Below are 25,405 nucleotides of genomic sequence, written 5' to 3'. Positions count from 1 at the left end.
AAATTTTGTTCTTTTTACAATCTTCTTTGCACTAAGTTGAAATCATCTAACTAAAAGTCCGAATTAACTCAAATTTTCGCAAAAATTGATTCTAATATCTCCTAAACCTATGCGCTTGCCCGTGTGCAGCATGTTATATTTTAAAATGCAAAAAGCTCATATTATATCCCATCATACTTTGTAATAGTCATCTTTTCTAATTGCATACAGAACGTTGATACGGTTGGGTTCACCATGATAAGCCACTTCTTCCAAAGCTATTTTTTGTGCCCCTAATCTCTCCATTGCTTTTTTTGATCTTTCATTATTATTCCCAACATGAAAATATACAGTATCCACATGATCAAATATATAATCGAGCATCATTTTTTTTACTTGAGGATTTACACCAGTGCCCCATGTCTTTGTACCATAAAAAGTGTAACCGATGAAAATACTGTTATCATCGGAACTATAATTGTAAAAACGTGTACTTCCTAAGATTTCATCGGACAGTTTATCCTGGATTAGGTAGGCACCTCTGCTGATTACCGCACCTTCAAAGAAATTTTCAAACACATGTCTTTTATACCGATCTTTATTAGGGTGTTGCTCCCATACTTTAGGATCATTAGCGACAGCGAAAAGCCTTTCAAAGTCATTATCCTGTAGCGGAACTAGTCTGATCTTACTATTTTCGAGTGGTGCTTGAATAGAAAATGGAATCATTGCATATATATTTTAATAACAGAAATTCAATTGGGTAAGCTTTGCCTCTATAAAAAATGAGCTCCCGAACAACAAATTAAGAAAACCATTCGTTAATTCAACAGGGATCTATGAAATATTTCTGGAAATTTGTTATTTTCGTTTTTTTCCAGCAGGTTATGGTTAAATAATAAAAGAAGAGATAAAAACCTAAATAACAGACTGTTTTTTTAACGTGTTTTAATTGCATTACAATAATTTCACATATTTTGTCAACAGCAACTTTATCAAAATTATATTCTAAACAATAAAACTAAAACGGTATCATAACTAGACCGTTTTGCAAAACGGTTCAAAAAAAAGTGATTCATCGTAATCATTTTGTCACAATCTTAATATTTTTCATACTGTTGTAGAAATTATCCTATTTTTACACCTCCTTTACAACTCTTTTTGGAAAAGAGAAAAAGGCAGAATAAATAAACATACTCATTAGAGATAATAAAATTAAACTAAATACCAAAAGGCGGATCATACTTGAATATGATAACCATAATATATGAATACAACTCTCCCGAATAAACTTTACGCTGCAATTACCGCAATCGGAGGTTATATCCCTCAAAATAAACGAACAAATTCTGACTTAGAAAAATTATGTGATACGAATGATGAGTGGATCATCAAAAGAACTGGTATCAAAGAACGCCGCATCTTAGAAGAAGAATTGGCGACTTCTGACATGGCCGTTCGTGCGATTCAGGATCTCGTAGCAAAGTATGGTAAAGATTTAGCTGAAGTAGATGCAATTTTAGTAGCAACTTCAACTCCTGATATGCCCATGCCAGCGACTGCGAACATCATCGCTGAAAAACTAGGTCTTACAAATGTTTGGGCTTTTGATATAAACGCTGCTTGTTCTGGTTTTCTATATGCGCTGGATATGGGTGCTTCACTTGTTGAGACAGGACGATACAAAAATGTACTTATCGTAGGGGCTGATAATATCAGTACTTATGTCGATATCCATGACCGTTCAACCAACATCCTATTCGGAGATGGTGCTGGAGTTGTATTACTACAACCTTCTACAGAAGGAGGTGTTATGGACGCATACTTGAGAAGTAACGGAGATGGTCGCGCTTTCCTAAATATTGAAGCAGGTGGAACCCAATATCCAATAAGCTTATCGGATAATGATACACAAAAAAGATACTTACGTCAAGACGGTAAAACCGTATTTAAACAAGCAGTACAATCAATGAGTGATGCCTGCACGCAGGTCATGCAGCGCAACAACTTAACCGTTGAGGATATCAACTGGGTAGTACCACATCAAGCAAACCAACGTATTATCGATGCTGTAGGTCGATCATTAAATATTCCTGAAGGCCGTACCTTAAGTAATATTGAGTACCTTGGGAATACAATCGCAGCGACAATTCCCTTATGTATCTGGGAAAATGTAAAACAGATGAAGACTGGAGATCTTGTTATGTTAACAGCTTTTGGGGCTGGTTTCTCTTGGGGCGCAAGCTTATTCCGTTGGATGATATAAAAAAAAATAAAACGCTTACTGAAACGGGTAAGTCTGTATAAAAAAGAAATCCCTCTGATCATAGATCAGAGGGATTTCTTTTTTGTATGTTAATTTATTTATTTGTAAATCTAAACCAATTGAAATCGGCATACCCATCAACGCCAGTCTTAGTTTTACTATAATTAAACAAAGCAAAACGATTGGCTGTCCAATATAATTCTAATTGCATTTTTAGATCATTTCCGATAACAAAAAAGTTTTCTCCATCTGTGCTGTAGTAAAACTTAGCAATAAAATCTCGATCGGTAACACGTGCTCTGACCCAAATTTTATCACCCTTAAAATTATCGATCTGCTCGATAATTTTATCATTGTTATTCATAATAATACGCTTTTGACCATTCAACTGTTCTACTGCTACAAAAGCATAAGGAAACTGAAAAACTCCAAATCCAGCAACATTTCCATCCTTCAAACCAGTTAAATCAATCTCAACTGTTCCTTCTGAATTTGGTCCTTGAACACGTTGTGTCAGTGTGTTACGTGCAACTTTTAATGAATCGGCATAAGATGCTTTTAAGCGCATATATCCTTTGCGCTCTGTTAAGGACCATTTTTCATTGTCAGGATTATGATTCCATTGCCATTGCAAACCTAATTTTTGCTTTGTAAACTCATCTGTTGTTGCAGGACTTTTAATAGGATACACTTTACCAACATTAGGTTTTTTATAAGTAATCACATCTTTATTTCCGCTTCCTAACATCGGCCAACCGTCTTTCCACTCAACAGGCAAAAGAACAGGCACGCGACCAATCGCGCCACGATCTTGCATAATAATGAACCACCAATCTCCATTTTTTAATTGAACCATACCACCTTGGTGTAAACCATTCGGTGGATAAGAACTGCTATCATTGATAATTAACTTATGCTCATAAGGACCGTAAATATTGTCAGACCGTAAACAAATCTGCCATCCTTCTGTACCTCCTGCTGGACAAGTAATATAATACTTTCCATTAATCTTATACATATGAGCACCTTCCATACCAAATCCACCTCCAAATTCATTAGCATTTTTAAAACGCTTGTCCCAAATTTTAACGTCTTTACCCTTTACAGATTTGGCATCTGCATTTAATTCCGTTAGGTACAAAGTTCCTTGACCATGAGCTACATAAACTTTTCCATCATCATCAAAAAACAATCCTGGGTCGTATAAGAATTCTGGAAAAATAGTTCTCTCCCATGGTCCTTCTGGTTTATCAGCAATACAGATAGAAAAATTTCCTTTATCCCAGCCCCAGTTCTTAGGCGTACAAAATCCAACATAAAACTTTCCATTATGATGCTTTATGGTATTTGCCCACGATCCATTGAGATACAAAGTACCACCCTTCATATCAAAACGAGGATCTTCATCATAACGCTCTACAGGATATCCAACGATCTCCCAGTTCACCAAATCTTTAGATTTTGCTATTGGGCTTCCAGGAACATAATGCATGCTTGTCGAGATCAAGTAAAAGTCATCTCCGACACGGATGATATCTGGGTCAGGCCAATCACCCCACATCAATGGATTGGTAAATGTACCATTTCCGTTATCGGGAGACCATACCTGTTGTGCATTAGCAGTTGAAAAACATGACAAAAACAGTAGGAAGCAAATGATACTCCTAATCCTGTACTTCAAAAATTTAATCATAATATCTTTTTGGCATCTGCCCATAACTTTACTTTCTGTTGATAAACTCGTAATGTCGAATATAATTGCAGTCATTTATTTTTATAATTTATTGATGCGTCCAAAATTATTTTATTTCACGCGCGTTATCTTCTCAGCTTCCCCTCTCACGTTGTAGCGCACCAATACTTCTGTAGGAGTATCATCTTGTACATCACAGGCGAATGCAATACTTGAATTACCTTGAGGCAAAACGGCTTTACCCTGAACAGGAAGCTTCTTTATCGTATTAAAATTTTTATCCGTCAACAAGGCATTCCCGTCATGATCCAATAACAAGTATTGATCGGTTTCTATAGCTCCTTCTATTTTAATCACACCTTTGGAAGTTGTAAATGAAGGATTTGAAATTGTTCCTCCTCCTTCAACTTTTAGGCGTAGTGCATATGTTCCTTCGTTTGGGGCATACCAGGACCAATCAGCTCCACCAGGTTGTCCCGGTTGCATCTCCGATAAATCACAGCGATATCGGTCTGAAATATAAAGTGGATAGAGCAAAAACTGATCTTCAGTTACTTTTTTAAGATGCCATTCCGTTTCTGGATCCCGCAAGCGCTTCATTTGATCGTCATTAAAAGCTTTTGCTTTTCGCAATCCATCCCAGTTTTTCATTGCTTCTAACAAAAGATCAATCTGACCATGTTTTCGGAGTGTCTGTATATTGATACTCATTGCATATCCAGAATCAAACCCTGCTGACTCTGACAGTGCCCACTCTAAATCTTCTAATGTGGTTGTTTCAAACTTACGATCAGCAAGACGCACCAAAAACCAGCCCAACATACGTGGGAAAAGATTGCGTTTAAAAAATTCCTGATTCTTTATTCTATTTTCAACCTGCCCCTTACGCATTTCCTCTCCCCAAGGTTCACCCCAATTCATCCTGGTATGTGTATGCCATAAAAAATGATCCAATCGACTTGCATCATTAATCAAATCGCTCTTATCTTTTAAATTTTTATAATATTCCGTTATAAAACGTGCTGTTGCATAGTAATCATGACCGGTATACATACTTCCTTCCAAACCGTCAAATGAAATCTGCTTGAGGCCTGTGGTATTAAATATGATCGCTAAACGTTGTGCAAATTCATCTTGCAACAGTAAATCAGGGAATAATGTCTTATAAGGGTAATCCCATAATTTATATAACGGTTGTATCTTATCATGTGCAGCAGCCTTTGTTCCGAAAGCCCCTCTTTTACAATCTGTCAACCGTATCTTATCGCTCATTTTCTCAACCTTACCAAATGTAATCAGCTCATCATCAATCTGCATCGCATTAAGTGACAAAGGCATATCAAACAAATCTGATGCTTGAATCTCGATTTCTTGCTGTTCTGCGTTCAAATTGTCCAACAACTTTAACTCACCTTGTTTAAGCAAGTGCTTACTTGGAATCGGAGTGACATAGGCATCATTAGTTGTTAAAAAATTAGTTAAGGTATGCACGCCAACACGAATACCTTTAACCTTTGCTTTATCTACCAACAATTTAACTCCTTGATCACCGGCTTTAACAAAAGACGATTTCCATTTAAAATGGCCCCATGTTTCAAACGGATCCGTATGATACACATTCCTAAAGCCAGCCATCTGTACTTTATCCAAAACAAAGTCAAAATCCTCTTCTGAAAAATTTGAAATCAGGTAAGAATCCATCGCTGATCGGGACATTTTATCCCATTCACCATCAAGCATGGGATGCGGTAATCCCTGTTCCAATTCTACATACCCTATGCGATTTAAAATTGCCTCCCTATAATCTCCAAATAGAGCAATCTTTGCTCCGATTATCGATCCATCAGGACCAGAAACTGGAAGTGTCAGCGATTTGCCCAACTGTTGCACTTTCCTGTACTCCATTTTTTGTCTATTACGGGCTGACAATTGAAAAACCGTTCCATCTTTTGCATCAACCGCAACCAGATTATAGAAAGGAACACTGGCTACTGAAAGTTCCATATTAGCACCTGTGTATGTAAATTTAGAACTATATAAACTTGCAGATTCCTGTGGTATTCCACCATTGGTTTTCGCATTTAATGCCTGCATTCCAAATGCGACATCAACATCCTGTGCAACACCTACAATTTCTCCAACAACCTCATGAGAATTGATCTTTACCGGACCAAAAACAACCATGCTGTACGCATCACTGATCTTAATGATTTCGTAAGTGATGGCTTGCGCCAGCTGCTTTACTTTAAGTTCAATTTGTTGACCATCTTCCATCGAAAGAAAATACTGATCACCTTTAATCTTTAATTCTTTAGGTAGAATAATCTGTTGTGCCTTGACTGCTGACAAAATCGGATAACTACCTTTACCCAACAATTCCTTTCCTGCTACTTTGATCGAACTGTAATATCCCTTGTCATCAACCGTAATTTGAGTCTGTTTCGTTTTCAGTTCTACACCTTGACTCAGATTGGTCAACATGAAGATGAAACATAGCGTCCATAATATTTTCAACTTGTTTCTCATATTTTAGTATTTCATTTTATGTATATAGCTCATTCACCCCCATTCACTCATCTATACTTTTAGTTTCTAATCATCAACTTGTTTTTGATCGATTTCATTTAAAAATTGATTTAATTCTACTTAAAAACATGATGTGCAATAACTAAGTCGATTCAAAACGAATTCTCCCTAGTAAAAAAAACAAAAAATTGCAATTAGTGATACCTACTGATTAAAGCAAAAAAGCCATCGAAAGTAGACATTCCGATGACTTTTTTGCTTTAGTTATAATAGCACTATCCGTTATTTAGCCGGAGTACTTCCCATTTCTATAATTAATTTACCTCCATTTAAAACAGCCCTTTGAGGAATTAAAAATCCTTCGACTTTCTTTCCATTAAGTGTTACATTGTGGATATACTTATTTTCTTTTGATGCATTTCTTGCTTCAATCACAAATTTTTGACCACGGCCATAGCGTCCTCCCATATTTAATGTTATTTTAGGGTAACGTGGCGAAGCCAGCTCATACATAGGTGTCGTTGATGCACCTCCGTCTAACTGAAACAAACCCAAGGCACTCATAACAAACCAACTACTCATCTGACCAAGATCTTCATCCCCTGGATAGGCATTGTAAGGTGTGGTTCCATAATACTGTTCTTGTATGGCCCTCGACCACTTTTGGGTCAGCCATGGAGCACCCGCCCAATTAAATAAATATGCCACTTCCATTGATGTCTGATTACCATGGTTCAACGGATAAGCACTAAAATTATCACCGGCAGCATTAAAATTTGCTTTTGCAGATTTCTCCATAGCCTCATCCAGTCTGTTTACAAAACGTGATTGTCCCACACCTTCTACTAGCCCTTTGGGGTCATGTGGCACAAACCAGCTGTAATTAAAAGAATTTCCTTCTACAAATCCAGGCGTATGGTAAGGATCAAATGGTTCTATCCAATTTCCTTTTTCATCCTTCGGTCGCATAAAACCAGTTCTAGGATCAAAAATATGTTTCCAGTTTTCAGATCTTTTCAGGAAATAATTATAATCATCTTTTTTCCCTAGCTCTTTAGCCATTTGGGCAAGACACCAATCGTCATAGGCATATTCTAACGTATTGGATACATAACCTTTTCCGGCAGGAACATAGCCATACTTTTTGTAAACGTCTAGATGCTCCACCCCAACTGTACCACCGCCTGGATAATGTTGAGGAGAAACCGTCAACATTTTTTTTAACCCGTCATATGCTGTGCTGAGATCAAAGTCTCGAATACCGCTTTGCCATGCCCCTTGAATCTGAGAGGCTACATGCATCGCGACCATGACACCAGTATGTTCAATACCCGCGGGATCGGTATTAAACCAACCTGTATTCTGATAAAGTTGTATAGCTGAACGCGCCCAAATAGAAGAAATTTCCGGTGCAATGAGATTAAACAATTGTTGATTATTCCAGAAAGTATTCCAATATTCACCCGCGACAATAGCATCCTTCTTATCCTTTAATTGTCTGATCTCCTCATCTTCATCGCGATAACGTCCATCCACATCACTCCAGATTGCTTTAGCCGATATAGCTCTATAATAATTTGTATAGAACTTCTTTTTTTGAAGATAATCATCCGTTTCAACCTCTATACGTCCTAGATAATCTTCCCAGATTGCTCTCGAATTAGCAACAACACGATTAAAATCCCATCCAAATGGAGTTGAAAGTTCAATTTTAAGATTATTTCTTGCCCCAGCGATATCCACAAGTGAAACTCCGGACCGTACGAGTATTTCTTCTCCTTCGGTAGTGTTATAATTCACAAAAACACCAAGATCTCCTTTTCCATGAATTTCATTGATATCCATGCGGATGTCATTTGTACTTTTAAACTCATGATTGCGGTTCCATTCCGGTATATAACCTTTCACTGCGTCAACCCCTTCATTAACCCACCCTCCCATAGCGTTAAAAGGCTTACTAAATTGTAAAACAAAATGCACCGTATACTCCTGTTGAAGAGAATAACCTGTAAAAGCGTTATAATACGTTGCATAGCCTTCAATTTCACGATCATTTACCTTTGTTATTTTAGCATCCGTCAAATTATGAGGGTACTCACTTGGTGTAAACATATCGATCATGATACGTGCATCATTTCGTTTAGGAAAAGTATACTTCTGCAATGCAGCTCTACGTGTGGCAGTCAATTCAGCCTTTATCTTCGTATCTGTCATGAATACTGAATAATGTCCCACATTTGCTTCTTCCCTTTTTTTATCAATGCGAGACCGGTATCCCTCATCAGGAAAAGCCTCACGCCCCGGAGTAACCTGAAGTTCGCCACATGTAGGTTGCATTAAGAGTCCTGTCATGGTCCAATCACAAAAATGACTAAATCCCATGATATTCTCAATGGTATATTCATAGCCGGCTTTCCAGGTTTCATCCTGATTGTCCGGAGCGATCTGTACCATGCTTAATGGAAGTGCAGGTGATGGTTTAAACATCCACCTAGAATTACCTGTTCCCATTAACAAATCAACATAATCTGTCCGTTTATGCAACTCTTGAAACGAACGTTTTATGGAACCAGTAAAGACAATGTTTTGGCCGTATTTTATGGTTAAGATGGAATTTTTAACTCCATTTTTTTTTAGTAATGCAGGTAAATATATTTCTTGAATAGAAGTGCCGACTTCAATAGTACGTGTTTCCACTAATTTACCATCCACTTCAAAACTCAAGTTTCTAGCTACATCAAATTGAGACATATCTACAAGAACTGGCTGTACACGCTTGCCCTGATCTCGTAAATATTCAAATGGCGCTGTCTCGGCCGATCGAATTAATGTAGAAGATGCTTCCTTTAATGTTACTGTTGCAGGAGTTTTCAATTGCATCGCATCAAAAATGGACCAGCTACCAGCTATTGTCCCCAATTGAATCTTATTCATTCCCTTGTTCAACCAAGAAACTGGAAACCGAATCTTGATATGATCTGGGTGTGCTTCATGCGCTTTTCCTTCCAACAGAGTATTACTATCCTCTCCTTGAATATCTTCTTCAAAACGATGTCCATTCAGTTCGATACGAATCTTGTTGGTTCCCTTCTTCGCTCCCACAAAATCAATTGTAAACTCACATTCACCTTTAGCCGTCAACTGCGCTACCTCAAAATAAAGAGCTGGAAAATGCCTTGGATGAAATCCGGCCCAATAGCCACCTCCGGCCCAATGGTCCAGTGGACCCGGTAATACATAAGGCCATTGTTTCATTGACAAAGAATAGCCCACATAATATGTGGGCTCTCCTGAAAAATGAGCTAAAAAGCTATCATATTGGTTTGGAGACAATGAAAATTCAGAAGACTTACTATCCTTAACCCCTACTTCAAACAACACTTTATCTTGTGAAAACGCTGATCTGATTAAGCAGATCAACGATAACATTGTAAAAAATAATTTCATTTTAAATTACCAGTAAATCATATACAGCGCGGTCGTTAACAAAATAATCAAAAATGCTCCAATGACGAAACCTGTATGTGGCTTGAACATTGTTCGGTCCACTTCCAATCCTTTTGATACAACTCCATTTCGCTGATCGATTAAACTAATGATCAACATACCCATAATACAGATGACAAAAACAAAACCCATGCGGTCTAAAAATGGAATTTCGTACAGTCCTGACGCTTTATTTAAAACAGAAAAACCAGTCGAACTTAAAAACGATAGATCTGCTATATGCGGTAAAAATTTAAATAGAACGGATAAAATAAACCCGCCTATTGTTGCAAATAAAGCTGCATTTGAAGTTGTTTTCTTCCAGAAGAATCCTAAAATGAACATGGCAAAAATACCTGGTGAAACAAATCCGGTATATTCTTGAATATATTGAAAACCACCTTTACTATCTATCCCTAAATGAGGTGCTATGATCACCGCAAGTACCATCGAAAATATAATGGTTATCTTACCGACATTAACCAATTGCTTTTCACTTGCTTTTTTATTGAATACCTTCTGGTAAATGTCCAATGAAAAGATAGTTGCAATACTATTCGATTTACCGGCTAATGAAGCAACTACTGCGGCAGTCAAAGCGGCAAATGATAGACCTTTTAAACCCGAAGGAAGTAAGTTCAATAATACTGGATATGCCCGATCTGGATTAACCTCACCATTCTGAAGCATTTCAGGTTGGAATAAGCCATCCTTCCATAGCACATAAGCTGCAATTCCTGGAAGCACAACAATGATGGGCATCAAAAGCTTTAGGAAAGCGGCAAATAAAATTCCGTTTCTAGCCGTTTTAAGATCTGCTCCTAAAGCGCGTTGCGTGATATACTGATTACAGCCCCAATAATTGAGGTTTACAATCCACATACCACCAATCAAGACCGTAAGCCCTGGTAAATCCAAATAATTTTCATTATCCTGATGTAGGATCATGTGAAAATGATCCGTGGCTTTAGTAGCCATAATCTGATATCCTTCTAGCACTCCTTCTCCACCGTAATTTTCTGCCACTAATTTCAGCGCCAAATACGTGGTTGCCAGACCTCCTAGAATCAAGAAGAAAACCTGAATCACATCTGTAAACCCAATAACCCGCATTCCTCCTAATGTAATAATAACAGCAAAGCAAGCGATAGCATACATACACACCTCTAAATCGAAACCCGAAATGCTACTGACGGCGAGTGCTCCCAAATACAAAATTGAGGTTAGATTGACGACTACGTACAACATCAACCAAAATACAGCCATAATCATAGCAACGGTGCCGTTATAGCGTTGATGCAGAAATTGAGGCATCGTAAATATCTTATTTTTAAGATATACCGGAATAAAAAACACTGCAACAATAATCAATGTCACAGCGGCCATCCATTCGTACGTCGCAATAGCAAGCCCCATCTTAAAGCCCGAGCCGCTCATACCGATAAACTGTTCGGCAGAGATATTAGATGCAATCAAAGATGCGCCGATGGCCCACCAAGTTAGTGAGCCTTCAGCTAAAAAATAATCTTTAGAATCGGTACCATTGAGTTTGGTCTTCTTTTGCCGATAGACCCAAATACCGTACCCCGATACGATGATAAAGTAGATGAAAAAAACCAAATAATCTTTGGTCGCCAAGATATTATTCATATAATTAGAAGTAGGTTTATAATAAATGAATAATGTGTTATATATAACGGTTGATCAAATTCTCCATAAACTCCTGTTGACCACTCACCAACTTTGGTTCTCCTTCACGAATAGCATATGCACGAAGATCTTCAAGAGATAGCTTCCCTTGTTCAAAATCTGCTCCTGCACCTGTATCAAAACTGCTATAACGCTCTTTTCTCAATTCTCTATATGGGGAATTTTGAAGTAAATTATCTGCAGTAACCAATGCGCGTGCAAAATTGTCCATACCACCGATATGTGCGTAGAATAGATCCAAAGGATCTGTCGAATTACGTCTCACTTTAGCATCAAAATTGACACCTCCCCCCTGTAAGCCTCCTGCTTCAAGAATAATCATCAGTGATTCTGTCAATTCGGTTAAGTCCGTTGGAAATTGATCGGTATCCCATCCATTCTGATAATCACCACGGTTTGCATCAATTGATCCCAATAAACCAGCATCTGCAGCTACCTGTAATTCATGCTGGAAGGTATGACCTGCTAATGTTGCATGATTAACTTCAAGATTAAGTTTAAAATCATCCATTAGATCAAATTCACGAAGAAATCCAATCACTGTTGCGGCATCATAGTCATATTGGTGTTTTGTAGGTTCGCATGGCTTTGGTTCGATGAAAAACGTCCCTTTAAACCCATTATTACGTGCATAATCCTTTGACATATGTAGAAATTCCGCTAAATGCTCTTTCTCTCTTTTCATATTTGTATTAAGCAGGGACATATACCCTTCACGACCACCCCAGAATACATAATTCTCACCGCCCAATGCAATCGTTGCATCAATTGCAGCTTTAACCTGAGCACCTGCATGGGCCAAAACATGAAAATCAGGATTGGTAGAAGCACCATTCATGTAGCGATGGTGACTGAATAAATTTGCTGTCCCCCAAAGCAATTTCACACCGCTCTGTTGCTGTTTCTCTTTTGCATAAGCAACGATCTCATCGAGATGGCGTTCATTTTCGTGAATATCATCGGTATAATCCACTAAATCAACATCATGAAAACAGTAATAGGGCAACTGCATCTTCGTCATAAATTCAAAGGCAGCATCCATTTTATCTTTTGCACGCTCCATGATCGTTGCTTTCTTATCCCATAGAAAAAAATGCGTTGGACCACCGAATGGATCTGCCCCATTACCATTAAAAGAATGCCAATATGCACAAGCAAATTTAAAATGATCTGCCATGGTTCTTCCTGCGACAACTCGTGTTGGATCATACCAACGAAAGGCCAACGGATTGTCTGAATTTACACCCTCAAATTGAACTTGTTCTACATGTTTAAAGAACACATGATTTCCTGTCAAAATTTTCATTTTATCTTAATTTATAGTTTGTCTTCTAATAATTGTTTCCATTTTTTATATGCCTCATCATATTTTGAAATATGTTCCGGTTCGATCGTTTTATATTTTTGAAGTCCCTTAAAAGCTTCTTGTCGATTCGTAAATATGCCAATACCCAAACCCGCTCCTAAAGCAGCCCCTACACTTCCATCATTATCATAAAGCTCTACTGGTGTATGCGTTACTCCTGCAAATGCTTCTTGAAAAACAGGACTCAAAAACATATTGGCATGACCAGCTTTAATCACTTGCGGTGTGATCCCGTTTTCCCTTAACAGATCTAATCCATAGCGAAAGGAAAATGCTATTCCCTCTTGTGATGCCCTCCAAAGATGAGCCGTGCCATGTCTGAGGAAATCTAAGTTTTGGATATGTGCTCCTATCGTTTTGTTATTCAACATCCGCTCGGCACCATTTCCAAAAGGCAGTATATGTACACCTTCAGATCCAATGGGTATACGTGAAGCTTTCGCATTCATACTTTCGTAATCATTTCCATTACCAGTGACCTGACTGATCCAACTATTTTGTATACCTGTCCCATTGATGCACAATAGAACCCCTAACCGTTCCGATTCGGATTCATAATTAACATGCGCGAAAGTATTTACCCTGGATTGCGGATCATGAGCTCTTTGATCAGTAACCGCATAGATAACGCCAGATGTACCAGCAGTAGCGGCCACTTCGCCTGGTTCAAAAACATTTAGGGATAATGCATTGTTGGGCTGATCACCGGACTTGTAACAAACCACTGCTTGCGGTGATAATCCCAGTTCATTTGCTACATCCCAACGAAGCGATCCATAATTAGAAAATACAGGTTGTACTTTAGGCACCAATTCGCGATCAATACCGTAAAAAGTTAGTAACGTATCTGAAATTTGCTGCTGTTCAAAATCCCATAGAATTCCTTCTGATATCGAACTTACATTTGTATTGATTTCACCAGTTAAGCGCATGCTCAGATAATCTCCAGGTAGCATAAACTTGTCTATTTTTTCATAAACATTTGGTTCATGTTCTTTCACCCATGCTAATTTTGAAGCTGTAAAATTACCTGGTGAATTGAGATGACTATTCAAGAATCTCTTTCCTTCTAATATAGAAAAGGCATTTTGACCAATATTTACAGCACGGCTGTCGCACCAGATAATGGCGTTACGTAAGGCGCGTTGCTCTTTATCTACCACTACTAGCCCATGCATCTGGTAAGCGATACCGATAGCCTTAATATCCAAAGGGTCGTATAATCCAGATGCATTTGCTTTTTTAATGGCCAATTGTGTATTTGTCCACCACAGATTAGGATCCTGCTCTGCCCAACCTGTATTTAATGATAAAATCTCTGCTTCCGTTTCAGGAAAATGACAAGAGATAATTTTCTTATTTGTAACGGCATCAATAACAGATACTTTAATCGAAGAAGTACCCAGGTCTATTCCCAATAACAACATATTTATTCAAAATTATTTTTATATACCATTTCATCTTAACCTGGTCAATTAAACATCCGTACAGAATCAAGTAAATTAATATACCTCTCCAACGCTAGTCGTTTCTTTCTATCGTATTTTTTAAATTAGATGGCCTCTATATTAATTTAGGCTACTTCTATCTGAAGATTAAATTACTGAGGATATAATTTGGATCTGGTATGTTAGTTTAGAATCGTATAATACTATGTTTCTATCCCTTGACCAATATTATTGGTTTTCTACGTATCGCATTTATGCAACTCGTTTCTAACCTATAAATTTCAACAAATCAACTTTCGTTTAGAAGCTATATATTAACTTATTATGACGCTATTTTAGCAACTTTCAAACATAGCAGATATAACGGCTATCTTTAAAAAGTCTAATTTTCTTAAATTAACAATCCGCGTGTACAACAAATAACCTGAAATAAGAGCTATTACCCTAAACAGAAGATTAGAAAAAGTCTATTTGACTGCTAATTCAAAAAGATAATCATAGTCCAATTTAAACAATAAATAACAAATTCATTATCAAATCTTTAAATAATAAAAAAATATGATCATTCACCTTCCCATAGTGAAAAGATAGCTTTCCATAAAAAAACTCTATTCTTTTTTAATAAAGAATAGAGTTTTTCATAGGGGCACCTAAATAAAGATAAATCTCTTCAGATCCATCCTTATCCATACTTTCATACTATTTACTACATTTGAATTATTTGTAAGTAAGTTGTTTTTATTTTAATAGTTCAAAATATTAAAATTTTTAAATATTACTCTTCATCTACAAATAGCGAATACAATATGTAGATCACGATACCTCATCATTTTAATTCGCCTAAACTTAATACCCCTTAGCTCTTGTCAACTTCGCTAATAATTGCTTGCTAGAAGTTTTATTATTGACGCGATAAAGATTCCAGGTATTTACATCCAACTCTTCTAATCTAAAACTTTGCGTTGGATCTACTAGATGTTGCTTGATCCAGCGTGGAAAAGCATTCGCTGCACGTGCATTTTCCCAAGTACGGATCACTTTAAAAATCTGATCCTTCTGTGGGCAACTTTCCACATTTTTTTGATTCAACTTAAGGCTGTATGTAGCTCCGGTACCCACAGCCATCGCTTGAATATGTTCGTACTCTTCTACCGTAGATTTTTCAGTAATTGGAAAGTTACCGCCCATTCCTACAGGAAAATAATTAGCGTAAGACACATCTCTCAAATCTTTTCCCTGACTCGTCTCACTTCCCCACTCACGTGTTTCCGCATCGTACAGATTTTTACCTCCACCGACATTCCAAATACTCTGATAATGCCACGAACCTTCCGAAAGTGTAGCGCCTGTAAAACGGATATCTGGAATACCATGCTGTTTTGCCTTTGCAAACATTTTACCAAAAAAACGCTTCGTTGAGTAGTAACCATGTCCGTTATTAAATAAAAATTCTTGTCCATCAAAATCATAATAGCCCAGACCATTTAAATAACATACATCTGCATAATATTCCGCAATCTTATCTTGCAACTGCATATTCGGGATTAATCCATCATAGCCATAATCAATAGTCACCTGCAATTTATACAAAGTATCCATTGCTTTATGTGCCGAAGCTGTTGTTTTCCAATAACCTCGTTTCACATTCAATAGACGATAGGGTTTTGTGTCGCTGACACCCAAATAATGAATGAGCTCCTTACCAATTTTAATGATGTTCAAGCTTTTTACATGTCCTTGCCAACTTCCGATCTCATCTAAGTAAGTCGGATCATCGACTAAGATGATGGTATCTGTTGCATTAATTTCCTTTGCCAATAACCGTTTTTGCTGATACCATAAACTGTCACTTGGTACTGGACTCGCATCCAATGTCCCAGGAGCCAGAGAGTTGGTAATTGGAGTTCTACCGATCACAATATTATATTTCTTTGCAATATCTCCGTATTCTTTATGTGACAGATTTCCACTTGTTAGTTTTAAAGGTTTATTTTCAAAATTCTTTCCATCAAGATATCCCTTATTTCCACGGTCAGGTCTTAAGAAAGCTTGATCGTACAGGCTGATTGCTTTAAAACCTAGCTGATGGGTATAGTCAATCATTTTATCATATAATCCTCCCTCAGTCAGCACATCTGGTACATAGGCCGCAGGATCTTTTATCCATTTACCGTTCACCGTTGGGTAAGGTAAACCTTCCATCTTCACAATATTTTGAACAACATCCATTAGTGCTGTACTATCTGGGCTTCCATAAAATGCAATGGAAGATCCGATGTAATCCACACCAGGCAATGGCTGTACCTGTAAATGATTAGGCTTATTAGAGGGCATATTTGGAATCAATGAATAGTAAACTTCACGTTGCCCCCTTCTGTCCCGTGACTGATATGTAATGGAGATTCTTCCATTTTTATCAACTTCTGCCGCATTTCCATAAAGAATACGATAATAAGGTTCTTTATGCGCATAGAAAGCAACATCACTGATTCCATTACCTCCTAAAGTAAATACTTGTCCTTCATGCAAATGATTAGGTAATGGAAAACGGTTCGCATCCGGTGAATGGATGATATATTGAAACGGTGCTGCATCACCCTGAATATCTGCTGTTCCGCCTAGCGTATTATCATTCAAAGCCATCATACCAATTGCAAAATTAACCGACTCGCTTGTATCCCTGCTCACGCCTATAATTTCACCCATTAAGTTCGTGATATTCGTATGATATGAGCCCCATTGAATCGCTTCTATATCTTGAGAATTCGTCAAAGACAACAACTTCATTTTAAAATATTTAGTATGAGGCTCTATACGAATCCTGGCAGAAGATCCATTAGAATAGGCAACCGTTATGATTTTCTCTGTTTTTGAATAAACAGCTTTCTCTGGGTAAGAATAGACTCTTTTTTTTGCATTATAAAGCGTCATTAGAGGAGAGGGTTTGTCCGCAGGACTAAATTCACGGAAAGGTTTTTTCGTTATATTTAGCATACTGGTAATATACCCTCGGCCATCAATAGTGATTTTAAAATAGTCCGTTTGTAATACGGTCTGTGCCTGTAGACTTATTCCGATTCCAATCAGAAACAGAAACAAAGCACAACTCTTTAAAAAACTCTTATTATCGTACATCATCAATTATTTTATAAGTTTAATTTACTAAATTTTTACTGTCACAGACTTGCCTGCTTTAATGATTACCTTATTGTTCCAATCCAAAAATGCATTTTCACCCAAAGGTACCGAAGCCTGTTGCTTATCTTCTGTTAATAGCGTTACTGATGCATCAAATGCCGTTGGATTAAAAATTGTCAACGTCATACCAGTTTTCGTTTTTTTAATCTGCTTAACAACAACATGATCAAATGTATAAGCTGTTCCCAGATCCTTACGTATATAAATTCCAGGTATTTCCAAAGCCATTAAGGCTCCATTTGTCTCATTCCATCCCGTTTTACCACCATCTCCACGTGAACCACGACTATCCGCATCACAATAAGTCAACCTTTCTGTTATCTTTCCATTGGGTTGTATTCCCTCTGCATGTGCATGAATGACATCACGTATAAAGTCTGCGTATAGCGTATCTTGCGTTATACGGTATAGTTTAAAAAGTACATCGCCAGATTGAGTACAAAATCCCGGAGCACCATGCTTATTCTGTGTGCTGGCCCAAATAGCTCCAGTTAAATTTGCTCCTAACTTTGCCAATGCCGTATTTTCAGGAAGACGATACGGAAATGAAACGGTCCATGATGCTGTGTAATCTGCCAATTGTTTTGTCTGATCCAGATACTTGTGTTCACCTGTCACTTCATACATCGTCATTAAAGATGTCGTCAGTGCAATGGCTGTTTCTGAATCAGCATTCTGAAGGATATCCCCACAAGCACCAGAAGTAAAACCGATCAATGCAAAACCATCGTAATATTCTTTAGCAGCCAAGTGAGCTACTTCCAAATATTCCGGAACATTAAAATACAACGAAGCAAGCGCTAGGCCACCTACTGCCATAGCACCGCCCGTTGTGTTATATGCGGCGACCTTTCCCGATTCAATAGCAAAATAATTACCCCATGTTCCCTCTTCTTTCCAGGTTTTCACAAAAGCATCAGCAAGCTGGCGTATATTTGTTTTCCATTCATCTGCAATCGCATTGGATCGGCCCTGTCTTTCCAGCAACATAAATTGTTTGATCATCCAGTACAAAACATCTGCATTCTTACGTGTCAGCCCGATTCCAGGAACCCACTTCGCAGCATCACGGTTTATAACTTTTCCATCAGCACCAAGTACATCATAATAGTATCCACTTTCACCCTTTCCTCGAGGAAGAGCAAAATCAAATGTATTCTTCACCTTTTGCAAATGTTCGGTATCCCCAAGCGCTAACATGGGGTACGTGTTTATCAATCCTCCAACCCAGCCATAGGACATCCAATCAGCGTTTTCTGGACAATAAAAAGCTTCATCCTTACCAACATAATAACGCTCATCAATATTTTTAGCCATGTTGACAAGCACCTCACTCATCGGCATCAGATTCCTTGGTTTCTCCGCTGTCACATGTGCCTTTCTTTCACGCATAAAACGTTTATATAATGTCGCAACATCTTGACTTAGATAATTAATCTTTGTCACTCGAATCGTAATTTCTTCACCAGCGGTGACAGCTATCCCTCGATCTGGACTTTCACTAAAACCAATAAATTCAGGTTTCTTTTCCCTTACTCCAGGTGCACTGATAATGAAGCTGGCCACACGACGATCTAAACTCTCTTCAATAATCAAGGCATGATCTTTCACTTCCCCTTTCCAATTTATACCTTGATCTGTAAATAAGAAAGTCCCCTTTCCTATATTTCTGTTCAAATAGGCGATCAGTGGAGTTGCTGTGTTGCTCACGTTAACTTCGATGCGGGATTTAGCCCCAAATTCAGGTGACAGTTGCGGGATCGGATTAGACGTTAGAGCCAGATCTTTTCTAAAATAATCCGATTTATCCAATCCTGTTGCATATTCGCGGTTCACAATGCGCTGTCTATTTCCGTTATAAACTACTGCCGGTATCATCACAAAATTGTCGCTGTTCCAATCGTATTCATCAAAAGCTACCGCAACACCAACATTGTCCATTGTTCTTTTAGCTTTAAAAGTAAACCGATAGATCGACTCCTCACCATCCTTTATCGTTTCTACTGTTTGCTTAACCTCCCAATTATCCGAATTTGATCCGATAACTTGGCTCTTTACTAATTTCGCTTTATCATACTTGCAGTCCAGCAAACGTAATTTTACTTGGCTATCTCTTTTCTCAGGCAACCAACTTTGCGCAGATACAGATATGGAAATTAAACACCCGCAGGCTATTGCTACTACTTCACTTATTTTCATTGGTTATTTCTTTTGTGCATCTTCAATAACTCCAGCAGTAATACCCAGATTGACCTCTACGGTGTGAAGGATAATAAAAAATAAAAGGATCCATATTCTTTTCATAATCAATTGTTAACACCCCATTAAAATAACATTGGGTTTTTATTACCGGTTAAAATCGAGAAATAAAGCTTTGACTTTCCTCTAATGACTTCATCTCAAACGATTCAACTGTAAACTTCACTCTATTTTATCTTGATTACCACCAATAATTTGATCTATTATAATGTTATTTTGCACTTATACTTATGATCAGAATTAATGATGGCCTCTGATGAAATAAAACGGCGACTTATCTTGTGAATAAGTCGCCATTTTATTTAAAAAAATCTTAAAGTAGAGGATCAAATGTTCCTCCCCATTCTTTGTTTTGTTCTATTTTAGAATTTCGATCCAATACCTCTTGATTTACAGGATAAAACCAATGGTTTAAATCCAACTTAAATTGATATTGTTTATCACCATCGAGGTTTTCCACATATTCAAATCGGAATAGTTTACGCGTTGCGGCATCATACATATCCTTTTTCCAATCAAATTTTGTTAAATTATTTTCATCTTTGATCACTGCGTTCAAACCTGACCGATACTTTAACGTATTGAGCATATCGTAGCGTTTCCATCGTCTAATATCTGTCCAACGCTTTCCTTCATAAGCAAACTCAATAAAACGTTCATCCATGTAAGCCTGACGAACTTCCGATTTTGTAGTTGCCAATATTCCATAATTACCCATCCCTACCTCAATTCCTGCACGATTTCTGACATCATATAGTACTTTTAAGGCTTCCCCACTTTTACCTACTTCATTTGCACATTCACCATAATTCATCAGTACTTCCGTAAACCGGATTTCTATCCAATCCGTTCCTGCATCGTAGACCGTAGGTATTGTCAATGCTTTATCAACACCTTTGAGTTGAAAATAACCTGACGTACTTCCACCTACTCCCTTACCCAATTGATCAAAGATCATCGTGGTGTACTTAAAACCAGACTCTGCGGCTAGATCAGCAACTTTTCTCCAAGTATTCCAATATTTAGCACCGTCTTTCAGTATGTCACTTGCAGGATAAGTGGTGCCTGGAGTAAAAACTGTCGCATAAAAACGTGGGTCACGACCAACATAAAAATCAGTCAAAAACTGATCGTTATAAACATCATCAGTTTTTAAACGATTAAGATCCAATTGCAATTTTGTACCATCTTTTTTAGGGAATGCCATCAATAATGGAAATATGGCTTGATTAAAATTTGCATAATCCTTTGTCAATGGTTCTGGACGAATATTCTTTTGATCCAATTTATGATCTGGATAATAAAATTGATTCACCATGATTACTTCCTTATTACGTTCGTTGTACCAGATGTCTTCAAACTTACCTTCATATAAACCCTTTCCTACAGCCTTCAAAAAATCGACAGCTTCTTTATTCGCGTTAAATGCCTTCTCCCAACGTGATTGATCATTATTCGGATTAAAAAGGGGACTCGCATATTGGAGCAACAAACGCCCTTTAAATGCCATTGCTGTTCCTTTATCTATTTTACCAAAATCTGCACCTGTCCAGGTGTCGGGCAATGCTAGAATCGCTTCATCCAAATCTTTCACGATTTGAGCAACACATTCTGATGTACTGTTACGCTTGACAAATAATGAAGGTAAATTAGTCTGATCTTGGACATCTAAAATCAGGGGAACCCCTCCTGTATTCCATACTTTACCCCAGTAATCCCATGACCGCCAAAAAAGAGCTTGTGCACGCAACGCTTGCTTTTCCGTCTCGGACAATACGGTCACGGTCTCCAAACGCTTCAATAAATAATTGATGCGATCGATATTTTCATAATTCCACTTCTTACCTTGATTTTCGATGGTAATCAACCCTCTAGTATAATCCCCTATATCCGTTGGACCATTCATCCCCTCATCCGTACCATTTGCGTCAATGGGCCATCCGGGCAACATGCGCCCATAAATATCGTTCATAAAAGCATTGATCATGATCTTATCCGACCATACATTATCTGGAGTTATAGCTTCTGTATTTTTATAGTCAAGACTACAGCCACTCAACAAAAGTGCAATGAACGCACTATATATACTTCTTTTAAGTTTCATACCGTCTTAGAATTTAACGTCAATACCAAAATTATAGGATCTTAAAATAGGGAATGAATTTCCACCACCTATCTCCGGGTCATAATATTTATTAAACTTACTCAGGACAAACAAGTTTGTACCCGTTGCAAACACACGCACATTACTGAATATTTTATTGTAAAACGCATTACCTTTTGGCAAATCATAACTCAGTGTCAGATACTTCATGCGCATAAAACTTGCATCCTTTAACCAAAAAGTACTCTTTGTTTCGTAAGTCTTCGCATTATTGGCGCCAACACGTTTTGGTAAAGTAGCATTTGGGTTTTCTGGCGTCCAGCTATCTGAATACCATTGATCCCACATCCGGTTCCACTCGACCCCACCTGCGAGATCAGACATCCATTTCTTCTCGCCTAAGCGTCCAGACAACATTGTTTCCAAATGAAATCCTTTCCAACTAATACCTAAATTCAATCCATACACCACAGGGAAGTTACCCTTCACCAGTTCAACACGATCCCAATTGTCAATCACTCCATCAACTACACCATTAGGACCACTCCGATCTTTATACACCATCATACCCAACTCTGGCGATAAACCATTATGCTTATAATTTGGATTAGCTGCATTAAAGGCATCCAGATCTGCTTGTGTGCGTAAAATACGGTCAAATTCCCATCCTTTGATATAATCAACAGCTTGATCTTTTACCTCAACAGGCTTACCGATTGGAATATCGATCCATTGCGCATTCTCAGGATAATCCCGTTTAATCACTTTATTCCATCCATAAGACATGGTTAAGTTGGCAAAATACTGCACCTTTTCACTACTATTGCGGTACCCCAATTGCAGGTCTATCCCTTGCGCTGCGATCTGTCCATAATTTTCAGCAGGCATAGACAAACTAAAAGTAGATGGCAATGCATTTTGACGATCTCCTAAGATATCGTAAGAATTACGAATCCAATAATCAGCAGATAGATTCCAGTTTTTAAACATACTCATGTCCACTCCGATATTATAGCTTAAGGCCTTTTCCCAAGTCAAATTACGGTTTACGATATTCCCATAGGTTATACCTACCGAACTGATAGGGCTGGTTCCGAAATAAACATTTTTTCCAGGTTTATAGGATTCTAACCATTGCCATCCGCCAACTTCATCATGACCTGTCAGCCCCACTGATCCACGAAACTTTAATAACTGAACGATTGATTTATTAAAAAAGTTCTCTTCTGAGATTACCCAACCGACAGAACCAGCGGGAAAGAAGCCCCAACGTTGTTCTGGTGCAAATTTCATGGAGCCATCTTCACGAAATGAAAAATTAAACAAATATTTATCTGCATAAGTATAGTTGAATTGACCAATATACGACATACGTCCATTCATCCAATCGGTATCTCCATCTCCCCAAGTATCTACGCGATCCCCACTGGCCGCCCAAAACTGATCGGTTTTATAAACTGGAAAGGTTTCTCGTCCACCTGTTACACCAGAACCAGCACCTTCGGCCCATTCCGTTACCAATGCCGCCGAGACCCGATGCTTATCATTGAAGACGTTTTCGTAATTCAACTGCATATTGAATTGTTTGTCATCACTCCAAGTTGATTTACGTTCAATATAATCTTTACCAACCCAGGTCGACCTTTTCACATTTATAATATCATTATCATCGGTAGAAACGATACGATTATTGGCGCCACTTCTTTTCATTACCATCATATCGTAATTAGTATAAAAGCGTTTACGTATATTATTTGTCCAACTTCTACTATACATTGCTTTTGCACTCAAACCTTTCAAAAATGGCATCCTATAAGTACCACTGACAATCAACTGAGGTTTCAAATGATTCTCTTTATTATACCCACTCGCACCCATTACCCGTGCGCCAACGTTACCGATCCATCCATAATCTACAAACTGACCGTTGTCTGTAAAAACAGGTTGATCAGGTTGCCAAACACGCAGCTTACCATAAGTGTCTGCCGGATCTGCATTGTCTGCAATGCTACTTGTCAAATTGTTATAGAGTGCAAATCCTGTAAATATTTCCAAATCTTTAGTGATATCCGCCGTCACATTCATCCGAATGTTATATTTATCGTAAGTCATAGGCTCTAAAAATCCCTTTTGCTTCACATAGGATGCTGCACCAAAATAACGTACACGGTCATTTCCACCGTCTACACTGAGATTATTGGTTTGCGTTGTTGGATTTTGCCATACCGTTTCCAATTGATCATATCCCCAACCATTATTAATAGTTTTATAATGATCGATTTCTTCTTGCGACCATGCCCAACCCGCAGGGTCTGCAGAACCATTTATACGTCCATATAATTCTCCAGCCTGAACAGCACTTGTCAATGCGACATTTTTGGTACGGGTATCAATACTATAACCAGACGAAAAATTGAAAGTGGGTTTCCCTCTTGTTCCTTTTTTCGTTGTAACGATAATGACACCACCAGCGGATCGGGAACCATATATAGCAGCAGAGGCTGCATCTTTCAGAACAGAAATATCCTCAATTTCATTAGGACTTAAATTATTAAAATCGCCACCTCCACGTACCACACCATCTATTACATAAGTTACATTCTGCTTATTCCATGAAGACCCAGTACGGATACTAACATTAGGCTGTGCTCCTGGCACAGCATCTACTGTATTCACATTCACTCCTGCCAGTTTACCAATCAACATATTACCAGCTGATGTAGTAGGTAGTGTTTTTAAGTTGTCATCGATCTTCATCGTCGCAACAGCGCCTGTCAGTAAGGATTTCTTTTGTGAGGTATAACCAATAATGACGACTTCATCTAGATCTTTAATATTACTTCGCATATTAACATTAACAACATCTTTTCCTTGAATATGGATTTCTACGGTTTCATAGCCCACAAAAGTGAATACCAAAGTTCCGGCGGAAGCTACTTTAATTTGATACTTTCCATCTTGCCCTGTGATCTGCTCACTTGGTTTTCCTTTTTCAGCTACGGATACTCCGGTCATTGGATTACCATTGTTATCGGTTACCCTACCGGAAACAATAATTTGCTGTTGTACTGTTTTTAAATTCTTAAATGTGATTTGGCCAGTACTTATAGGCACATTATTTGATTCGGCGTAGATCGTGTTATTAATTGTAGCCAAAGCACATAATAATGTTATATTTCTTGTATTCTTGCCAAAATTTAGAAAGTGTATTAATTTAACATTTTTCATAACTTTGTTTATTCTTGATTAATTGATTAAGAAAATAATGAGCAATGAAGGAGTCGCATTCCTTCATTGTTTTTTATATATGTGTATTCTTTATACCATAGGGCGAATGTTTTTGTATTGTCTGTTAACAATTTCCAAAGCC

12 protein-coding genes are annotated in these 25,405 nt (G+C 37.9%); 1 reads left to right on the top strand and 11 read right to left on the bottom strand.

The genetic code is table 11. The annotated features are described in order from the left end of the window. Window positions 1-171 precede the first annotated feature (171 nt). On the bottom strand, window positions 172-708 hold the full coding sequence (locus JAZ75_RS13620) for a GNAT family N-acetyltransferase (protein WP_208696083.1): 537 nt from the start codon (window positions 706-708) through the stop codon (window positions 172-174). A gap of 538 nt (window positions 709-1,246) precedes the next feature. Between JAZ75_RS13620 and JAZ75_RS13615 the strand changes: the two genes are divergently transcribed. Beyond that, on the top strand, window positions 1,247-2,245 hold the full coding sequence (locus tag JAZ75_RS13615; RefSeq protein ID WP_132770764.1) for a beta-ketoacyl-ACP synthase III: 999 nt from the start codon (window positions 1,247-1,249) through the stop codon (window positions 2,243-2,245). Window positions 2,246-2,339: 94 nt separating this feature from the next. On the opposite strand, the gene JAZ75_RS13610 is transcribed toward JAZ75_RS13615, so the two are convergent. The 10 genes from JAZ75_RS13610 to JAZ75_RS13565 form a co-directional block, all read right to left on the bottom strand. Next, window positions 2,340-4,013, bottom strand: a complete 1,674-nt coding sequence (locus JAZ75_RS13610; RefSeq protein WP_208696081.1) for a glycoside hydrolase 43 family protein — start codon at window positions 4,011-4,013, stop codon at window positions 2,340-2,342. Between the two features lie 36 nt (window positions 4,014-4,049). Continuing rightward, the gene (locus JAZ75_RS13605) at window positions 4,050-6,464 is read right to left on the bottom strand and encodes a hypothetical protein (RefSeq protein WP_208696079.1); all 2,415 of its coding nucleotides are present in this window, start codon (window positions 6,462-6,464) and stop codon (window positions 4,050-4,052) included. 282 nt (window positions 6,465-6,746) lie between these two features. Continuing rightward, window positions 6,747-9,911, bottom strand: coding sequence for a GH92 family glycosyl hydrolase (locus JAZ75_RS13600; protein WP_208696077.1), 3,165 nt, complete (start codon window positions 9,909-9,911; stop codon window positions 6,747-6,749). A 6-nt stretch (window positions 9,912-9,917) separates the two neighbouring features. Continuing rightward, the gene (locus tag JAZ75_RS13595) at window positions 9,918-11,600 is read right to left on the bottom strand and encodes a sodium/sugar symporter (RefSeq protein ID WP_208696075.1); all 1,683 of its coding nucleotides are present in this window, start codon (window positions 11,598-11,600) and stop codon (window positions 9,918-9,920) included. 37 nt (window positions 11,601-11,637) lie between these two features. Then, window positions 11,638-12,966, bottom strand: coding sequence for a xylose isomerase (gene xylA / locus JAZ75_RS13590; RefSeq protein ID WP_208696073.1), 1,329 nt, complete (start codon window positions 12,964-12,966; stop codon window positions 11,638-11,640). An 11-nt stretch (window positions 12,967-12,977) separates the two neighbouring features. Beyond that, on the bottom strand, window positions 12,978-14,453 hold the full coding sequence (locus JAZ75_RS13585; RefSeq protein WP_208696071.1) for a xylulokinase: 1,476 nt from the start codon (window positions 14,451-14,453) through the stop codon (window positions 12,978-12,980). An 867-nt stretch (window positions 14,454-15,320) separates the two neighbouring features. Continuing rightward, a complete protein-coding gene (locus JAZ75_RS13580) occupies window positions 15,321-17,612 on the bottom strand; it encodes a hypothetical protein (protein WP_208696069.1) in 2,292 nt (763 codons plus the stop codon). Window positions 17,613-17,636: 24 nt separating this feature from the next. Further along, a complete protein-coding gene (locus JAZ75_RS13575; protein ID WP_208696067.1) occupies window positions 17,637-19,871 on the bottom strand; it encodes a hypothetical protein in 2,235 nt (744 codons plus the stop codon). Window positions 19,872-20,244: 373 nt separating this feature from the next. Continuing rightward, the gene (locus JAZ75_RS13570) at window positions 20,245-22,035 is read right to left on the bottom strand and encodes a RagB/SusD family nutrient uptake outer membrane protein (protein WP_208696065.1); all 1,791 of its coding nucleotides are present in this window, start codon (window positions 22,033-22,035) and stop codon (window positions 20,245-20,247) included. A 6-nt stretch (window positions 22,036-22,041) separates the two neighbouring features. Then, window positions 22,042-25,263 (bottom strand): SusC/RagA family TonB-linked outer membrane protein, encoded by a 3,222-nt coding sequence (locus JAZ75_RS13565; RefSeq protein ID WP_208696063.1) that lies wholly within the window; start codon window positions 25,261-25,263, stop codon window positions 22,042-22,044. Window positions 25,264-25,405: the final 142 nt, after the last annotated feature.

The organism is Sphingobacterium sp. UDSM-2020, assembly GCF_016132525.1.
Lineage (GTDB): Bacteria > Bacteroidota > Bacteroidia > Sphingobacteriales > Sphingobacteriaceae > Sphingobacterium > Sphingobacterium anhuiense.
Note: the sequence above shows the minus strand (reverse complement) of the source record. Positions and strands in the feature narration are given on the sequence as shown.